At 58.4% G+C, this 17,980-nt stretch carries 17 protein-coding genes; 5 read left to right on the plus strand and 12 right to left on the minus strand.

The features are described 5' to 3' along the window. Positions 1-36 precede the first annotated feature (36 nt). Positions 37-486, minus strand: coding sequence for a MarR family winged helix-turn-helix transcriptional regulator (locus ACJ8HA_RS06060; protein WP_442515255.1), 450 nt, complete (start codon positions 484-486; stop codon positions 37-39). Positions 487-737: 251 nt separating this feature from the next. Between ACJ8HA_RS06060 and ACJ8HA_RS06065 the strand changes: the two genes are divergently transcribed. Beyond that, positions 738-1,937 (plus strand): multidrug efflux MFS transporter, encoded by a 1,200-nt coding sequence (locus ACJ8HA_RS06065; RefSeq protein WP_442515256.1) that lies wholly within the window; start codon positions 738-740, stop codon positions 1,935-1,937. A 171-nt stretch (positions 1,938-2,108) separates the two neighbouring features. Here ACJ8HA_RS06065 and ACJ8HA_RS06070 read toward each other — a convergent pair whose 3' ends face one another. The 4 genes from ACJ8HA_RS06070 to ACJ8HA_RS06085 form a co-directional block, all read right to left on the minus strand. Beyond that, positions 2,109-2,600 (minus strand): nuclear transport factor 2 family protein, encoded by a 492-nt coding sequence (locus ACJ8HA_RS06070; RefSeq protein ID WP_025302780.1) that lies wholly within the window; start codon positions 2,598-2,600, stop codon positions 2,109-2,111. A 9-nt stretch (positions 2,601-2,609) separates the two neighbouring features. Then, positions 2,610-3,062: a MoaF-related domain-containing protein gene (locus tag ACJ8HA_RS06075; RefSeq protein WP_442515257.1), complete on the minus strand. Its 453-nt coding sequence runs from the start codon at positions 3,060-3,062 to the stop codon at positions 2,610-2,612. A gap of 310 nt (positions 3,063-3,372) precedes the next feature. Next, entirely contained in the window at positions 3,373-3,807 is a 435-nt protein-coding gene (locus ACJ8HA_RS06080) for a glyoxalase/bleomycin resistance/dioxygenase family protein (RefSeq protein ID WP_060433022.1), read from the minus strand. A gap of 17 nt (positions 3,808-3,824) precedes the next feature. Further along, entirely contained in the window at positions 3,825-4,694 is an 870-nt protein-coding gene (locus ACJ8HA_RS06085; protein WP_442515258.1) for a helix-turn-helix domain-containing protein, read from the minus strand. Positions 4,695-4,875: 181 nt separating this feature from the next. Between ACJ8HA_RS06085 and ACJ8HA_RS06090 the strand changes: the two genes are divergently transcribed. Further along, a complete protein-coding gene (locus ACJ8HA_RS06090) occupies positions 4,876-5,793 on the plus strand; it encodes a DMT family transporter (protein ID WP_442515259.1) in 918 nt (305 codons plus the stop codon). A gap of 54 nt (positions 5,794-5,847) precedes the next feature. After that, entirely contained in the window at positions 5,848-6,744 is an 897-nt protein-coding gene (locus ACJ8HA_RS06095) for a PhzF family phenazine biosynthesis protein (protein ID WP_442515260.1), read from the plus strand. Between the two features lie 638 nt (positions 6,745-7,382). Here ACJ8HA_RS06095 and ACJ8HA_RS06100 read toward each other — a convergent pair. The 6 genes from ACJ8HA_RS06100 to ACJ8HA_RS06125 all read right to left on the minus strand — a co-directional run bounded on the left by ACJ8HA_RS06100 (position 7,383) and on the right by ACJ8HA_RS06125 (position 14,112). Next, on the minus strand, positions 7,383-7,784 hold the full coding sequence (locus ACJ8HA_RS06100; protein ID WP_261438760.1) for a hypothetical protein: 402 nt from the start codon (positions 7,782-7,784) through the stop codon (positions 7,383-7,385). Positions 7,785-7,796: 12 nt separating this feature from the next. Then, positions 7,797-8,255, minus strand: a complete 459-nt coding sequence (locus tag ACJ8HA_RS06105; RefSeq protein ID WP_049295564.1) for a hypothetical protein — start codon at positions 8,253-8,255, stop codon at positions 7,797-7,799. A 250-nt stretch (positions 8,256-8,505) separates the two neighbouring features. Further along, a complete protein-coding gene (locus ACJ8HA_RS06110; protein WP_197826672.1) occupies positions 8,506-8,787 on the minus strand; it encodes a hypothetical protein in 282 nt (93 codons plus the stop codon). Between the two features lie 265 nt (positions 8,788-9,052). Beyond that, on the minus strand, positions 9,053-9,406 hold the full coding sequence (locus ACJ8HA_RS06115; protein WP_049295562.1) for a hypothetical protein: 354 nt from the start codon (positions 9,404-9,406) through the stop codon (positions 9,053-9,055). A gap of 1 nt (position 9,407) precedes the next feature. Further along, positions 9,408-13,649, minus strand: coding sequence for an RHS repeat-associated core domain-containing protein (locus ACJ8HA_RS06120; protein ID WP_442515261.1), 4,242 nt, complete (start codon positions 13,647-13,649; stop codon positions 9,408-9,410). Between the two features lie 31 nt (positions 13,650-13,680). Further along, entirely contained in the window at positions 13,681-14,112 is a 432-nt protein-coding gene (locus ACJ8HA_RS06125; protein ID WP_049206109.1) for a DcrB-related protein, read from the minus strand. Between the two features lie 233 nt (positions 14,113-14,345). On the opposite strand from ACJ8HA_RS06125, the gene ACJ8HA_RS06130 reads away from it, so the two are divergent. Both ACJ8HA_RS06130 and ACJ8HA_RS06135 read left to right on the plus strand, forming a co-directional pair. Continuing rightward, positions 14,346-15,350, plus strand: a complete 1,005-nt coding sequence (locus ACJ8HA_RS06130) for an alpha/beta fold hydrolase (protein WP_049206108.1) — start codon at positions 14,346-14,348, stop codon at positions 15,348-15,350. A gap of 69 nt (positions 15,351-15,419) precedes the next feature. After that, the gene (locus ACJ8HA_RS06135) at positions 15,420-16,070 is read left to right on the plus strand and encodes a dihydrofolate reductase family protein (protein WP_197812644.1); all 651 of its coding nucleotides are present in this window, start codon (positions 15,420-15,422) and stop codon (positions 16,068-16,070) included. A gap of 41 nt (positions 16,071-16,111) precedes the next feature. Here ACJ8HA_RS06135 and ACJ8HA_RS06140 read toward each other — a convergent pair whose 3' ends face one another. Beyond that, the gene (locus tag ACJ8HA_RS06140; RefSeq protein ID WP_025302762.1) at positions 16,112-17,728 is read right to left on the minus strand and encodes a serralysin family metalloprotease; all 1,617 of its coding nucleotides are present in this window, start codon (positions 17,726-17,728) and stop codon (positions 16,112-16,114) included. Positions 17,729-17,980 lie beyond the last annotated feature (252 nt).

The raw sequence follows: 17,980 nt of genomic DNA on the forward strand, positions 1-17,980 counted from the left end.
CTCGCCGCTGGGGGGCAACTCAGGCCGCCCCTGCAATCAGTCCGCTTCCGCAGACGGCGCCGCCGCCAGCCGCGCCATCAGCGCCCCCGCCTCAACCAACAGCGCCTGTTCTTGCTCCGTTAAACAACTTTCCATCGCCGCCAGCAGCCACGCCTCGCGTCGGCTGCGGCTTTGCTGCAGCAGGCCCAGCCCGGCGGGCGTCAGGCGTACCCGCACCCGGCGTTTATCTTCGGCATCCGGCGTGCGCACCAGCAGCCCGTCGGCCTCCAGCTCACGCAACGCGGCCGCCAGATTAGAGGAACGCATGCGCTCCGATTCCGCCAGCAGCGACGGCGTCGCCTCGCCGCCGTGGCGATCGATAGCCCCCAACAGCATCAGCTGGGCCCAGGATTTTTCGTCGCTACGCGACTCGCGCCGTAAACGGCGCACCAGCGACATTAACTGCGTGCGCAGCAGCGTCACGTCTTCAGGGTGATCTTTTTTCATTGGCATCAATCTAGCGTTCAGTTTATCCCTGCTTTCACACCGCCGGATCGCGCAGTGCCCTGCCTGGCTACCGCGCCGCTCTGGCTTAACCTAGTTACCTATGATAATATAGCTATTAATATATAGCAAAAAAGACACTGCATCGGCAGGGTTACGTTTGCTCACGCATTTGCCCCTCGCCGATTAATTTGCAGTGTTATTATTATTTTGCTTAATAAATCCCTCCTTATTCAACGTGGTACGGTAAGCCGATGGAAGCGTGGAAAGTCAATCTGATCTCGGTCTGGCTCGGGTGTTTCTTCACCGGGCTGGCGATGAGCCAAATCCTCCCTTTTCTGCCGCTGTACGTCGAACAGCTCGGCGTCAGCGATCACCAATCCCTCAGCCTGTGGTCCGGGCTGGTGTTCAGCGGCACCTTTTTGGTCTCGGCGGTGGTCTCGCCGCTGTGGGGCAGCCTGGCCGACCGCAAAGGCCGCAAGCTGATGCTGCTGCGCGCCTCGCTGGGCATGGCGATCGTCATCGCGCTGCAGGGGCTGGCCACTAACGTGTGGCAGCTGTTCGCGCTGCGCGCCCTGATGGGGCTGACGTCCGGCTATATTCCCAACGCCATGGCGCTGGTCGCCTCGCAGGCGCCGCGCGATAAAAGCGGCTGGGCGCTGGGCACACTCTCGACCGGGCAGATCTCCGGCGTGATCGCCGGGCCGCTGCTGGGCGGGTTGATGGCCGACCATCTGGGGCTGCGGGTGGTGTTTTTCGTCACTTCCGGGCTGATGTTCGTCAGTTTCCTGGTGACGCTGTTCCTGATTAAAGAGCGGCGCATCACGGTGAAAAAAGCGGATCAGCTGAGCGGCAAGGCGGTATTCCGGTCGCTGCCCTATCCGGCGCTGATCGTCACCCTGTTCGTTTGCACCCTGATGATCCAGCTGGCCAACTCCTCCATCAGCCCGATCCTGACGCTGTTCATTCGCGAACTGTCGGGCAACGTCAGCAATATCGCCTTCGTCAGCGGCATGATCGCCGCCGTGCCCGGCATCGCGGCGCTGATCTCCGCGCCGCGCCTCGGGCGGCTCGGCGATCGCATCGGTACCGCGCGCATTCTGATCGCCGCGCTGCTGTTCACCACCGGCCTGTTCGCCGTGATGGCCTGGGTGAATACGCCGCTGCAGCTGGGCATTCTGCGCTTCCTGCTGGGTTTTGCCGACGGTGCGCTGATGCCGGCGGTGCAGGCGCTGCTGCTGAAGTATTCCTCCGATCAGGTGACCGGGCGCATCTTCGGCTATAACCAATCCTTCATGTACCTGGGGAACGTGGTTGGCCCGCTGCTGGGATCGGGCATTTCGGCGATGATGGGGTTCCGTTGGGTGTTCGCCGTCACGGCAGTCTTGGTGCTTTGCAATGCGCTGCAGCTGCGCCATCAGTTCAAAAAAGTGGAAAATCAACGTGCGGGATAACGGGGAATGTGGGGAAACGCCTCAAGCAGTGGCGGGACAATGACGCCCATCAACCGTACCACCACTGCCAAAGGCGGCCGTAGCCTACTCGACGCGGCGGTCATTTAATATTTATGTAAGTAAATAAAGTGTTGCAGGCGCGTAGAGGGCCGCCGCAGCGGCCCTTGTGGCTCAGAACATGGTATTGTCGTTAGCCGATTTTTCCGGCACATCCTGATTGACGTCCCAATGCTCGGTGATTTTCCCCTGATCGTTCACCCGATAAATATCCACGCTGGCGGTGCCGCGATCCTGCGGGTTATTTTGGTATTTGACGTGAACGTAGACCAGATCGCCGTTGACCGCGCTGCGGTATATTTTGGCGCTGTATTGCGGATTGTCTTTAAAGGTCTGGCTGAAGAAATCGAGGAACGGCTTGATGCCGTCGCCGACGAACGGGTTATGCTGCTTGTAGTTTTCCACAATCAGCCTCTGCGCCACGCCGATGTCGTGGCGGTTGAAGAAGCCCGCGTACAGATCTTCCACCACCTTCAGCTTTTGCTGGGCATGATGATAGCCGCCCTTGCCGGCCGACTTTTGCGACGCCGCCTGATCCGTTGACAACGCCGGGTAACTCGCCAGCAAGCCGCCGACGATCGCACAGGCGATCAATGCCTTTTTCATAACTGCTCCTTAGTTTCCTGAGTGACCTACGATTTTCAGCTGCCCTTTCAGATGGGTGAAGCTGCCGTCCTTGGCGGCGATGTTGGTGTACACCTCGCCGCGCTCAAAGTCCTCGATATGCGTCACGTTGTCGCCGGACTGCGGTTCGTGCCAATAGACCATGTAGACCTTCGGCCGAATCTCCACTGCGGTGTACTGTACCGTGTCGGTAATGCCCTGCGACGCCTCGCCGATACCGGTGAAGGTCATGGTATTGTCATCGGTAAAATCCAGCTTGAAGGCGAAATCGCCGAAGGTCACCTGCACCACTTTACCGACCGCAATAAACTGCCCGTGTTTTTCCGTCATCGTCGCCGCCTTACTGTTTGTCAGGGAGGGTTGCGCCGCCATAGCGGCAGGCAATGCCAGGGGGAAAGTCAGGGCTATCGCCAGCGCGATGCCCGTTCGTTTCACTGTTTTCATCGTTCCTTCTCCTTTCCGTGGTTGAAAACGAGAATCATTATTATTTCTTAAGCATTGATGGAAATATAAGAATAATCTCTATTCCCATCAGGCACCTGGCGACAAAAAAAGACGAGGGAAAATCGCCGTAAAATGGCATGGCAATAGCGCGTTCTGGCCCTTGGTTTTTACGCAATGAACGGGATTACTGCTTTCAGGGAAGGAAACAACTCGGGGATTCGATAGGTCTATAGCGCAGATCGCTTTAAGCTAATGCGTATTTGTTCTTAGGCCGCCCGCCGCTGCGAAACGGCGGCGAACAGCACGGCGTTTAACGCAACCAGGGCGTGTAGGTGACGCCAACCAGCAGTCCTTCCGGGCTGAGCAACCGAGTAACGCTTTGCCCCCACGGCTCTTCGCGGTTGGCGACCAACAGCCGATAACCGCGATCGACCAGCCTCTGGGTGGCTACCGCCATGTCGGCTACGTCAAACTCGATCCACGCCTGCGGCACCGCGAGATCCGCCGGCCAGCGATCGTCGCCAAAGCAGGACTGCGCCGCTTGCGCCAGCGGCCACAGGGCAAAATGCTTCACCCCGTCCAGCGCGCCTTGCTCCGACAGCAGATAGGTTTCGTTGCCCAGCATCGGCTTGAGCGGCAGCCCCAGCGCCTCGACATAAAACGCCTTGCTCTCGTCGCTCTCACGCGTGATGGGCCCGAATCCGGCGACAAACAACACGCCCAGCCCGGCAAATTGTTGATCCATGTTGCACTCCCTTTCGGTTAGCGCCCCTGCCGCACCTGCAGCGGAGCAAATCCATAGGCCGCCTTGAAGCGGTTGCTGAAATGGCTGGCGGAACTGAAGCCGCACGCCAGCGCGATCTCGGTGATCGGCTGTTGGCTATGCCGCAACAGCTGTTCCGCCCGCTGCAGCCGGGCGCGCATCACGAACTGGTGCGGCGCCAGGCCGGTGGCGTGCTTGAACATGCGGGCGAAATGGTATTCGCTCAACCCGGCCTGCGCCGCCAGATCCGCCAACAGCAAAGGCCGATCGAGGTGGCTTGCGATATATTCCCGCACCCGCCGGGCTACCGCAGGGGCCAGGCCGCCGCGCACCGGCGGCAGCTTCCACTGCAGCTGGCTGTAGCACTGGATCAGGTGTGACATCAGCAGGTTCGACGCGCTGCTGAGCGCCAGCAGATTGGCGCTGTCTTGCCAATCGCAGTTGAGCAAAAACTGGCGGTACAGCAGCGTGATCTGCGGATCTTCGCCGAAGCTGCGCGGCTCCACGTTGATCGCCGCCGGGCGGCGATCCCAGGTTTGCTCCGCCAGCTGCCGCAGATGCCCGTCGGTGCAGTACAGATGCACGAACGACAGATCGCTGCGCACATCCCAGGTGGAGGCGTATTGGCGCGGCATGATGCAGAACCGATCCGGCCCGCCGCCGTTGCGCCAGCCGCCCGGCACCTGCTGGTAGCACTCATAGCCGTCGGCGACGTACAGGCTCAGGGTATGGTGGTCGGCGCTTTCCTGCGTGACGCGATCGTTGCAGTTGGACCAGGCCGCCAGCTCCACGCCGGTGCCCAGCAGCACGCTGCCGTGCAGCCGCGCCTTGTGCTCACGCAGTGTTTCAAACGCCTGATAGTTGGACATCGCCGGCCCCGTTGTTCGACATGCCGACAGTGTAAAGAGTGGCGCCGCCGCATACCAGCCGCCGCCCCGCGCTTTTGGCAAAAAAAGCGCAAGAATATGCAACTGAGCGCAAAGCGCTGCAAGCGCCGCCGCGCGCCAAAGCGGATACTGCGCCATCGGTTTTTTCGGAGTAACAAATAGAATGAATGCGCTGTTGTACCTCGCCGTGGTGCTGATTTGGGGCACCACCTGGATTGCGATCACCCTGCAACAGGAAGGGCCGGTGGCCATTCCCGTCTCGATCGCTTACCGCTTCGCCATTGCCGCCGCGGTGATGTTCGCCGTGCTGTTGCTAACGCGCCGCCTGCGCCGCCTCGCCCCGCGCGATCATCTGTTCTGCGTGCTGCAGGGCTGCTGCGTATTCGGCTTCAACTTCTTCTGCTTCTACCACGCGGCCGCCTACATCAGCAGCGGGCTGGAATCGGTGATCTTCTCGATGGCGGTGCTGTTCAACGCCCTCAACAGCCTGCTGTTTTTCCGCCAGCGCCCCAGTCCCACCCTGCTGCCGGCGGCGCTGCTGGGGTTGACCGGCATCGTGGCGCTGTTCTGGCAAGATCTGGCCGCCACCCGCATGGCGCCGGAGCTGCTTAAAGGCATCGGCCTGAGTGCGCTCGGCACCTACGGTTTCTCGCTGGGCAACATGATCAGCACGCGCCATCAGCGCCGCGGGCTGGATATCTTTTCCACCAATACCTACGCCATGACCTACGGCGCGCTGTTGATGGCGCTGATCGCCTGGGCGCAGGGCGCGTCGTTCCAGATGGAATACAGCAGCCGCTATATCGGCTCCCTGCTGTACCTGGCGATTTTCGGATCGGTGATCGCCTTCGCCGCTTACTTCAGCCTGCTCGGCCGCATCGGCGCTGGCGCGGCGGCCTACAGCACCCTGTTGTTCCCGCTGGTGGCGCTGACCATCTCAACGATCTACGAAGGCTATCAGTGGCACTTCAACGCCGTGCTGGGGCTGTGCCTGATCCTGCTGGGCAACCTGGTGATGTTCGCCAAGCCGACGCTGAAATGGCGGCGGGCGGATATCTCAAAACAAAACTCAACCCTTTGAAGCCATTGGCGAATATCGTTATCATCAGGTTTTGTTGATAATGGATGATGGCAAATGCTCAGAAGTGATGATGTGACACCCCGCGCCTACAAACAGGTGGACGTGTTTACCCGTACGCCGCTGCAGGGCAACCCCGTGGCGGTGGTGCTGGAGGCCGAGGGGCTGAGCAGCGCGCAGATGCTGGCACTGGCCCGCTGGACCAACCTTTCGGAAACCACCTTTGTGCTTAAACCGACGCACCCGGCGGCGGATTATAAGGTGCGCATTTTCACCACCGAAAAAGAGCTGCCCTTCGCCGGCCACCCGACGCTGGGCACCGCCCACGCCCTGCTGGAAGCCGGATTGACACCTAAACGGCCTGGAACGGTGATGCAGGAATGCGGCGTCGGCCTGGTGGCGGTCAATATCCAGCCGGAAGGCACCTTGGCGTTCGCCGCGCCCGAAGTTGAGTTTCGCCCAATGGCGGCTGAGGAAACAGAACGGCTGATGGCCGCTTTACGGCCCGCGATGATTGAAGGAGGCCCCCTGCCGGTGATTGCCGAGATGGGCATTCGCTGGCTGATGGTGCGCCTGCCGGACGCGCAGTCCTGCCTGGCGGTGACGCCAGATCAGGCAACGATTAAACAGCTGCAAACGGCTTGTGAAGTGGATGGCGTAGTGATTTATGGCGCCTGCCCCGCAACCGAACCGGCCGATTACGAAATGCGCGCGTTTATGGTGGAATGCGGTGTTTTGATTGAAGATCCGGTAACCGGCAGCGCCAACGCCTGCCTGGCGCGCTTGCTGCAAGCCAGCCGCTTCCCCGACGGCGGCCAGACCGCACAGGGTTACCAGGTGCGCCAGGGCACCCAACTGAATCGAGATGGCCGCGTGAGCGTGCGCTTTATTAACGGCGAACCCTGGATCGGCGGGCAGTGCTGCACCCTGATTAACGGCACATTGGGTATTTAGTTTGTCGGCGGTCGGCGCCAGCGGCAGGTGCGCGTCGATGTAATTCTGCAGGCTGCGCTCGCCCAGCAGGTTATCCGCCAGATCGTACACCAGCCGCGCGCCCGGTTTACCCTGATTGGGTTCGCGGTGTTGCAGCAGGCGGCCTTTGATGCAACTAACAATCTAATGCTTTTACTCTTCCTCTTTTTTATTTATAAAGAACCTAACATTTCCTTTTCAGGCATCTACCTTACATCTCATATTCAATGTTTCTCATATTTGTTGTAAAACACTAACAATCTTTATCGCCATTTATTATCTTATTAATCTCAGGTCGCCACACACGCCCCCATTTTCTCTCCAAATTCACAGAATAGTTTTCAATTGAATAATAGTCATTTTTATCATTATGGGATGTGAAACATTGATCAACACCATTAACAATCCATGATAGCAAGTTTAAAATATCCGTATCATACTCATTTTATTTCAAAAACGCCTCTGAATTATTTACTAAGTCACTTAATAGCTTCTCATCAAAGAACGACCTCTCAAAAAGAGAGTAGCAAAAAGTCCCTTCAACCAAGTCATTTCTGTTTTTCATAACATCAAGCTTTAACTCCTTGCTCACATTGCCCCCTAATCATTCTGTAATTTTTCTATGAAATCAAAAATCCAAAAAAATTCTTTGGCTCTAAATACAGTAATTTTTCATGGTCACCATCTTTATACCTTACGATGAACACTGAGAACGGTTCTTCACTATAATTCACTGCAATTATTTTAACCTCCAGTTCAGTTTTAAAAACCTGTGGATAAATTGACATCATAGAAAACTGATCATCCACATCCACCTCAAACCACGGAGCGATTTTTTCAACTAAATGTGAATTAACAATCCCCTCATCATCAATGTAAAATTCAAATACAGCTTCATCTGATATAAAGTAAACTCTATCATACATCGGGTGAAAAATCGGTGGTGTATCCGAATCTATGTAGACAGTGACAACTATATCACTCACCCCAAATTTAATTTCATGCTCACTAAACCCACTCATATATTCAATAAGCTAACGCCAGAATGAAAAATCAGATACGAAAATTTCGTTTATCATCACCCCACCAGGGATATGGTTTATCGCATCGGAAATCTCATCATATGGGGATGGGAGGATAAACGAAACACCAAAGTCATCATTAATAATGATGGAGCCATTGTATATTTTCTGCGACCTCGTCAGCTTTATTATATCTATCACACTCATTCCGGGAAATATGATTCCATTGTAGCCCCCTTGATAATGAGCATTACATCCAAGTGACAAAATGACACCGTCTTTATCAGTTACGACGGTCAAGGCATTATCGACTATATATGAATTTCGCTCATTCCCGTCAGGTAGGAAGTGGCTTTTAATCTTGACACTAAATCTGGAGTGCATCTCATTAATATATAATGAAATATTTTCATTTAAAGCGACATTACCCATGGAGACACCCGACACAATCCTAGCGTTAAAATCAATCATGTTAGATACCGTAATATTAAATTATTTATCAATGTGTACGGATGGATATTTGAAAATTATCAAATCTGCTCGTTTAGATACTTTTCATTCTAAACATTTAGAACCGACTGAGAATTGTCGGCTCTAACGCAGATTTAGAAATGGTTACATTGTTAACGTGAACACTAAGAGTCAGGATAGACGACTCTATAATCCTCATCCCTATGAAGCTTAGTCCAAATTCCATCCTTCCACTTCACATCTCCATCTCTTAGTATTTTTTTATTTTTCTCTCAAAGTCTGGATTAAAAAAATCATTAGATTTTATTTTCACGTCGATCACATGATTATCATCACAAAGAACATCCCCTAATCTATCAACTCTATCTATAACCTCTATATTATAATCATCTAGTTCTGCTTTTGCCACATAGCGCCCCTTATCATCTTCACAAGGAAGTGAAACACCAAACGCCCTTTCCAGCTTAATAAGCAGCTTATCAAATGGAATGTCTTCCAATAATAAAATACCTAATTGCCTATTCTCGTTCACAGCCACTCTCCATTTCATGAACATCCGGAACGCCCTAACCTTCACCACGGGCTTGACCATACTTAACGGCTTCGTAGTTTTAACACGCTACCGCCCACGCCGTTATTGGTTTAACAGCTAATAGGTACAGGTACCTACTCGATGGTATGGAGGCATCAAGTAGTCCTGTTTCGTGGTGTTCTATCAATCCAAAGGCGTCGCGCAGCGACTGTTGTTACTATGCCTCCTACCACTTCGATCTTTTTCTGCGATTCAAAACGCCCCGTTATTCATACAATATTTTAAAATTACCTGTAACATCGAAAACATGATCATAAGTACTTAACGCAACTCTTTTTTTTCCTGAACTGTATTCTTCCAGCAAATCAAAGCTTGACTCTGAATACCTCTCATAAGGGTAGTCATCAACTTTATAAATAGACATCCTTTCTATTTCACTAAAAAAGAACTCTATTTTCACATCTGCCTCATTCAAAACCTCTGGCTCGCATGCCGATAACGAAAGCAACGCTTTAACTTTAAATGTAAAAGGAGAAAGACTGATTTCATGTTCAGAAATGATCAAGGCATCTCGTCCTAGTATGATTCCATACTTAGTTTTTATTGCTTGTACATTCATTTTAAGCACATCCTCTAGTTCTAATTGACCTACCTGAATTCTTAGTTGAAAAACGCCTATTAAGATTAATTTTCGACAATTCTTCCTGTGTTGCCCACCTAGAAGGGATTTTGGCTACACCAGCCTCTTTAGCTGCATAAAGACGCCGGTTATCAAGACTAAAGACAGAATCCTTATGTGCACCTTGGGAAATTAACCTTTCTTGTACATTTTCTGGTAAATCACGCATTCTTACTTTTCTAATAGGTTCTACTTGATTGATATATGACGGATCGTTTTTCAATCTATGAATTAACTCATTAACATTCCTGCCATCATCGAAGACAGGATTAATACTGTCTTGTGAGAAAAGAACAGTTTTTGGGCTTACTGGAGATAACCCCAGCGGATCCACCCACATCAGCGGGTTCGGCGCATACTGATAAAGGTTCAACCCGCCGCGCAGCCCTATCGGATCCTGTGTGGTGAAACGCCCCACCTCGGGTTCGTAGTAGCGGAACAGGTTGTAGTGCAGGCCGCTTTCGTCGTCCTGATATTGCCCGGCGTAGCGCAGCGGCTGCTGATACTGCGCGCCATGCCGCTTCGCCGCGCCGGCCACCGTCTGGCCCTGCAGCTTGCCGAAGGTGTCGTATTGCCCGGACCAGCACAGGTTGCCCGCTGCATCGGTCACTTCCAGCGGCGCGCTGTTCAGATCGGTGTGGTACCAGTAAATATCCGCCGAGCGGCTGTCGCCCGCCTGCTCCAGCGCCGCCAGCGGGCTCCACGGGCTGGCCGGATCGTAGCTCCAGCTGCGGCGGCTGCCGTCGTCGCGCTGCTCCTGCAGCAACCGGTAACCCTGCCACAGGAAACGGGTCGTCTGTTCGGTTTTGCCCTTGTAGCGCACCGCCTTGCGGCTGCGGCGGCCCAGCGCGTCGTAATGGTACTGCGCCTCGAACTCGCCCTGCGGGCCGCGGCCGTGCGCCTGCACCAGCCGATTGTCGGCGTCGTAGCGGTAGTGCTGTTCATACAGGCCGTTGCGCCGGCTGATCAGGTTGCCCCAGGCATCGTAACGGTAAAACAGTTTTTGCCAGTGCGTCAGGCGATTGTCGGCGATCGGCGCCAGCGGCAGGTGCGCGTCGATATCGCTCTGCGGGCTGCGCTCGCCCAGCAGGTTATCCGCCAGGTCGTACACCAGCCGCGCGCCCGGTTTGCCCTGATTGGGTTCGCGGTGTTGCAGCAGGCGGCCTTCGGCGTCGTAACCGTAGTGCACTTCGCCGCGCAGCGCGTCGCTCACCCCGGCCAGCTCGCCGCGGCCGGTGTAGCGATAAGCGCGCCACAGCACGCCGTCTTCCGGCCGGGTCAGTTTGTCGTGGCCGAAGGCGCTGCTCTGCCAGCTGCGGCGGCCCATGGCGTCGTAACGCCGCTGCTGCTGCAGCGCGCCCTGGCTGCGGCCGGTTTCCCGGTGCAGGCGATCGCGAGTGAATTCGCTCACCACCTGCTGGTTGAATTTGATGGCGCTGGCGTGGCCGGAGCCGTAATACAGCCACTGCAGGCGATCGCCCTGCGGCAGCGTCAGCGCCTGCAGGTTGGCCAATGCATCCCATTGGTATTGCAGCTCGCCGTTGACGCCTTGCTCGCCGAGCAGCCGCCCGGCGGCGTCATAGCGCATCTGCACGCTGTCCGGCTCGATGCCCAGCGCCACGCCGCTCGCCGTCGGCAGGCGGTTCAGCTCACGCAGCCGCCCCATGGCGTCGAAACGGTAATGCCATTCCGCACTGGCGTTACTGCGCCAGACCAGCTGCCCGGCCTCGTCGAAGCGGAAGCGCTGTTCGCGCTGAGTCAGCTCGCCCGCGCCGCCCGGCAGGCCGACCTCACGGTGCTCTTCCAGCAGCCCGGCCGCGCCGTAACGATAATAGTGGCGGGTGTCGTCCGGGCGCTCTTCGGCCACCACACGGCCCACCGCATCGTAGCTGAAGCGGTAGTCGCCGCCGTTGCCGTTCTCCAGCCGCGTCAGCCAGCCCTGCGGGCTGTAGTGATAGCGCCGGGTGCGGTTGATGCGATCGGTGATGCTGACCGGCAGCCCCAGGGCGTTGTACTGCCAGCGGGTCAGGCTGCCCAGCGCGTCCTGATGTTCGGCCAGCTGGCCGTGCGCATTCCAGTTAAAACGCTCTTCGCCGCCGTCCGGGTGGATCAGGGTGTGCAGGCGCCCGCCGTTATCCCACCGGTAGCGCGTCTGGTGGCCTTCGGCATCGGTCTGCGCCGTCAGTTGCCCCAGCGCATCGTAGGTATAAGCCGTGACGCTGCCGGAACAGTCGGTGTAGCGCGTCAGCTGGCCGCGGGCGTCCCACTCCAGCTTCACTTCCCCGCCCAGCGCGTCGATCACACTGGCCGGCAGGCTCTCTTCGTCATCCGGATAGCGGTACAGCGTGGCATTGCCCAGGGCATCGACATAACGCGTCGGGCGCCCCAGCGTGTCCCAGTGCTGCGCCTCGCTGCTGCCATCCGGGTACGCGACGGCGAACAGCCGGCCGCTGTTGCGCGAATATTGATAGCGCGTCACGCGGCCGAGCGGATCGGTCTCCGACAGCAGGCGGCCATAAGGATCCCATTCGCTCTGGCGCTGCGCGCCGCCGGGCAGCAGCACGCTGCACAGCTCGCCGCGTTGGTAGATAAAACCGTAGCGGCGCTGGTCGAAATCGGTGTACTGCGCCACGTTGTCGTCGTCATCCAGCCGCCACTCCGCGCGCTTGCCGTCGCCGCGCACCGCGCTGCGGCGCCCGCCGGCGAAGTCGTAACCGAACTCAAGGGATTCTCCGGCGCTGTTGCGGTAGGCCGTCACGCGCGGCACGCCGTCGATCTCTTGCCATTGGTATTCGTTCAGCAGCCCGGCGGCGTCCTGGTGGCTGATCATCAGGCCGTCGCGCCAGCCAAAGCGGCGCGTCACCTCACCGGCGCGGTTGCTCACCGTCGTCAGTTGGCCCTGCTCATCGTAACCGTAGCGCGCCAGCGTCCGTTCGCCTTCGGCGGTTTGCAGCGCCACTTCGCGCAGGCGGCCCTGCGCATAGCGGCACATCAGGCGCTGCCCGGCGCTGTCCACCAGTTCGCTCAGCAGCCCCTCGTCGTCGTAAAACAGCGAGGTGGCGTTGCCGATGGCGTCGGTGATCATGCTGAGCCGGCTCGGCTGCTCGCCCGCCAGCGGCGGGTAGTGGAAAATCTGTTCGCCGACGTCAAACAGCTGCCAGCTGCCGTCATCGTTATGCATCAGCCAGCATTTTTCGGCTTCGCAGTAAGTTTTGTGGCCGCACGGCACCATAGGGAAAGCGACGAAGTCGCCGGAAGGGGCGCGCCACACCAGGCCGTCCTGATACGGCTGCAGGCTGCTCTCCCAGAACAGGTTCCAGCCGCGGCCCAGTACGCTGTCGCCGGGGTTGCCGCTGCGCCAATAGCGCTGCCAGGCGACCGGCAGGCGCGATGGCAGCACGAAATCGAGATCGTCTTCGCCGTCGAGGAATTTCTGGCCGCTGACGATATCCACCGGCCGGGCGATAATGCCAACCGCGGCGGTCGCGGTCATCAGGGTGCCGGCGCGGCAGGCGATGCGCGCCAGTTTGTTGATGCCGGGCAGCTTGCCCAGCAGTTTGCCGAGCGCCCCCAACTTGCCGGCGGCGCCGCCCACGCCGCCCACCAGGCCGGCGAACAGCAGCGTCAGGTCAGAGACCTTGTACAGCCAATCCGGCACTTCGGGCTTGATCGGCAAGGTGGTGACGGTGCCGCCGCCGATAAACACGTTGGGCGAACCTTCCATCACCTGCGCGTCGCAGTTGGTTTTGTCCCCCACGCGCGAGGCGGGCTGGCCGTTGATGCTGACCTTGTCGGAGCCCTGCGCCATCTGCATGCTCGGGCCGTCGTCGCTGCAGGCCACCTGGCTATTGGTGGCGAGCGCGGCGGGTTTGCCGTTGATGAAAACGTTGGGGGAACCGGTGACGATATTGCCTTTGGGGGTCAGGCTACCGGCACCGGCGTCGGCAATGCCGTCGCGCGCCGCGGTGGCCGCCTCCCCGGTGAGATACCCCACCGCCAGGCTGGCGCCGATAAGCAGCACGCCGACGCCGATACAGGAGGCCGCCAGGCCGGCGACGAACAGCGCCCCCGCCGCCACCGCGCCTGCGGCGGCGATCAGGCCGCCGACAAGGGTGCCGGCAATCATGCCGGCCAGGGCATGGGAATGCCCGATAATATCGCCGACGCGAGCCGCTTCGGTCATCGTAAGGTCCTTTTACGCAAAGAGTTCATCGTTAGGCCGCCCGGTAGCTGCTCAGCACCTGCTGCAGCAGCGCGTCGTCTTGTGGCGTCAGCTTGCGCGCCATCGCCAGGGTGAACACCAGCACCCGGCCTTCCGCCAGGGCGAACACCGCCTGGTTCTGCCAGATGCGTTTGCCGTCGCGCAGGTAGCTGGCGCGCACCCATTCACCGGCGGCCAGCCCATCGCCCAGCGTCGCCGGCTCGCGGCTTTTGAACGCCCAACCTTTCAGCCCCTGTGCCAGCGCATCGAGCTGGCGGGTGACGTAGCCTTCCAGGTTCTCCTCCGGCTGCAGCGCATCGCGGGAAATATTGACTGAGGGGGAAACATCATCGCCGGCCAACAGGACGTTGACCGTGCGATCGGCATAGCCTTCCGGCAAAGCGACGCTGCCTTCGCTGAAAGCGCAGCGGGATAAAGCGGACATGCGAGGATCCTTTTGCATAAATAATGCTTAAGCATCGCATAACTTAGCCTTGAAATAAAACCATCAGGCGCCGCCAATGTTGCGCGGCGTGACCGCGTTCACTGTGAAAAAGAGCGTTGCCCGGAATCTGGCCGGGAATCAAACCGTCATATACAGAATTATCTGAAACCACTGGCGCGCCGCCGCGCCGATTATGGCTATACTCGGCTCTCGTCCGTTTTCAGGAGATCAGGATGCTGAGATTCACCCGTAGTGCGCTGCTGTGCGCCGCGCTGGCCGCGTTCAACGCCGGCGCCGCCGAAACGCCGACGTTCGGCCCGGAGCTGCAGGGCTTTCACTACCCCTACCCGTTGCAGCAGTTCAGCTTCACCTCGCAGGGGCAGCCGTTAAAAATGGGCTATATGGACGTGCCGCCGGAAGGCGCCGCCAACGGCCGCACCGCGCTGTTGCTGCACGGTAAAAACTTCTGCGCCGCCACCTGGCAGGACACCATCAAGGCGCTGAGCAAGGCCGGCTACCGCGTGATCGCGCCGGACCAAATCGGCTTTTGCTCCTCTACCAAGCCGGCGCATTACCAGTACAGCTTCCAGCAGCTGGCGCAAAATACCCACGGCCTGCTGCAGAACCTGAACATCAGCAAGGCCATCGTCATCGGCCACTCCACCGGCGGCATGCTGGCCACGCGCTACAGCCTGATGTATCCGCAGGCGGTGGAACAGCTGGTGATGGTCAACCCGATCGGCCTCGAGGACTGGAAGGCGAAAGGCGTGCCGTGGCGCAGCGTCGATCAATGGTTCGCGCGCGAGCTGAACACCACCGCCGAGGGCATCCGCAATTATGAGCAGCACACCTACTACGGCGGCCGCTGGAAGCCGGAGTACGATCGCTGGGTGGATATGCTGGCCGGGCTGAACAACGGGCCGGGCCACCGCCTGGTGGCGTGGAACTCGGCGCTGATCTACGACATGATCTTCACCCAGCCGGTGTACTACGAGTTCAAGGATCTGCAAACCCCCACCACGCTGATGATCGGCACCGCCGACACCACCGCCATCGGCAGCGATATCGCCCCGCCGGCAGTCAAGGCCAAAATCGGGCATTACGCGGTGCTGGGCAAACAGGCGGCGAAACTCATCCCGCACGCCACGCTGATCGAGTTCGCCGGGCTGGGCCATGCGCCGCAAATGGAGGAGCCGGCGCGCTTCCATCAGGCGTTGCTCAAGGCGCTGCAACCCTGAGCGGCCGGTTGGCGCAGCCGCCGCGCGGCGGCTAAACTTTCAGCTGGCACTCAATTGCAGGAGACAGCCATGCGACAGATTATTGCCAGCGCGTTCGTCAGCCTCGACGGCGTGATGCAGGCGCCCGGTGGGCAGGACGAAGACCGCAGCGGCGGCTTTCGCTTCGGCGGTTGGACCGCCCCCTACTGGGATGACGCCGTCGCGGAAACGATGAGCGATCTTTTCTCTGCGCCTTTCGATCTGCTGCTCGGGCGGCGCACCTACGATATCTTCGCCGGCTACTGGCCGCATATCACCGACGAGGCCGACCCGTTTTCCGCCGACATCGCCCGCGTGTTCAATCAGGCCATCAAGTACGTCGCCACCCACCACGGCGAGACGCTGGCGTGGGAGAACAGCCAGTGGCTGGGGCGAGACATTCTCGCCCGGCTGCGCGAACTGAAGCGTGCCCAGGGGCCGGTGCTGCTGGTGCAGGGCAGCAGCACGCTGATGCAACAGCTGCTGGCCAACGACCTGGTGGACGAACTGCGCTTGCTCACCTACCCGGTGCTGCTCGGCGGCGGCAAGCGGCTGTTCGATGATAACGCGGCGCCGGCAGCCTTCACGCTGACCCAATCGGTGGTCTCACCCGGCGGCGTGATCGTGGCTCATTACCGCCGTTCCGGCGAGGTGACGACCGGTTCCTTCGTGGCGGAAAGCGCGGCGGCGGCCCAGCCGTAAAAAAAGGGCCGTTCGGCCCTTTTCTCTTCCCCTTCATCACCTCAGGCAAACAAGATATCGCTCTGCTCGACCTGCCCGACCACGTGGATCTTGAAGTCGGCGGCGTAGCTGTTGCTCTGGGTGTTCATCAGCAGATCGGTGGTGCCGTTGAAGGCGTCGAAGTTGAGCTGGATCTCGCCTTTCTGGCCGCTGAAGGCGCTGCCGCTGTCGATAAAGCGCAGCTCGCTCAGGCTGTTGTTGAAGCGCAGGCCGGAGAGATCGATCTTGTCGATGCCGTGCTCGAAGTCTTCAATCACGTCGAACGCCGCCACCGTGGACTCTTTGGCATTGAGATAGACGAAATAGTCGGTGAAGTTATTGGCATCTTTGCCGCCCCACAGATGATCCGCCCCCAGGCCGCCGTACAGGATATCGGAGCCGGCGTTGCCCGCCAGCAGGTTGTCCTGATCGTTGCCGATGATCACATCGCGCCCGCTGCCGCCGATGGCGTTCTCGATGATCGCCCCGCGCGCGATGGCGACGTTCTGCGTGCCGCCGCCGACGCTGGAGAACGCGCCGTCGTTCAGATTGATCATCTGCTGCTGGCTGTAGCCAGAGAAGTCCAGCGTGTCGTTGCCGCCGGCGTCCCACACCGCGAAGTTGACCGGTTTGCCGTTGTCCGCCGTGGCGGTCAGGAAATCGCGCCCGGTGTTGGAGTTGAAGCCGTACACCGTGTCGCCGGTGCGGGTGCTCATGTTGGCGCCGTACAATTTTTGGATCGCGGCGATGTCATCCACCATCGGGCCATAGCCATAGACCCCTTTGGTGTCGGCGCCGGTGTAACCGGCGTTGAAATAGCTCATGATCGAGTATTGCAACGAATCCTGATAATAGGCGGCATCGTTCTGGTAGCTCGGGTTGCCCAGCGACGCGTCATAAGATCCCGGGTGTGCCAGCCCCAGGGCATGCCCCAGCTCGTGGGTGAAGGTCTGGCTGCTGAAGTCACCGCTAACCGGCGCCTGATGGGTGGCAAAGTTCTTGTTGAACCACACCGTGCCCGCAAAGGCGTTATCGCTGCCCGATTTGGAACTCGGCGGGTAATAGGCGTACGCGTTGATGGCATTCGGGCCGCTGCCGGCGGCGGTGCTGCCGTCGGCGCGCTGGGTGAAGTAAGCGAAGGTGATGTCCGCTCGGTGGTTGATATCGGTGGACGCCGCCTCGGTAAAGGTCACGTTCGCCACGTCGGCCCACGCCTGCATCGATTTCAGCGCCTGAGCCTGCGCCGCCTGGGTCAACGGCTGCAACCCCTTGTCGCCGTCACCGGTCTGGCCGATGCGGTTCAGCGCACTCTGCGTCAGGAAGGAATAGGTCAGCGCGACCGGCTGGTGATACACCTGGTCGCCGTTGTGCGTCAGGCCCGGCCGCGTCAACTGATCGGCGGCGCGATCGAAGCTGAAGTTATCGCGGATTTTACCCAAATTATTAATCGCCGCCCCGCCGCGCTGGTTGCTGTACAGGTTAGCGTTGTCCAGCGTGAACAGCGCGCCGTAGCCCAATCCGTCATAGGGGCTGCCGGGCTGGTGATAGTAAAACTGATAGTTATGATCGTTGGGGGATGTGGCGGCCAGGCTGGTGAACTCATCGTCATCTTGCAAAATGTCGTTGTGGCGACTGCGCATTGTATTCTCCTTTTACACAATAGGAACCCACTCGCTTTGTAAGACTATTCATCAGTCGTTCTAATCTAAGCCAAGGCTTAGGAATGACCAGTATAGTGACTCACCCCGCTGGCGCGAGCCCACCCGGCCTGGCTTCACCGCGCCGGGCATAGAGATGGAGATACGCATAACAATTTGTATTCTCACTATATTAATGAGAAAAATGAGCGCATTAACGGGTTAATTATTCGTCTTTTTGCGTATTTTATCACC

The organism is Serratia sp. CY33802 (assembly GCF_052169095.1).
Classification (GTDB): Bacteria; Pseudomonadota; Gammaproteobacteria; order Enterobacterales; family Enterobacteriaceae; genus Serratia; species Serratia bockelmannii.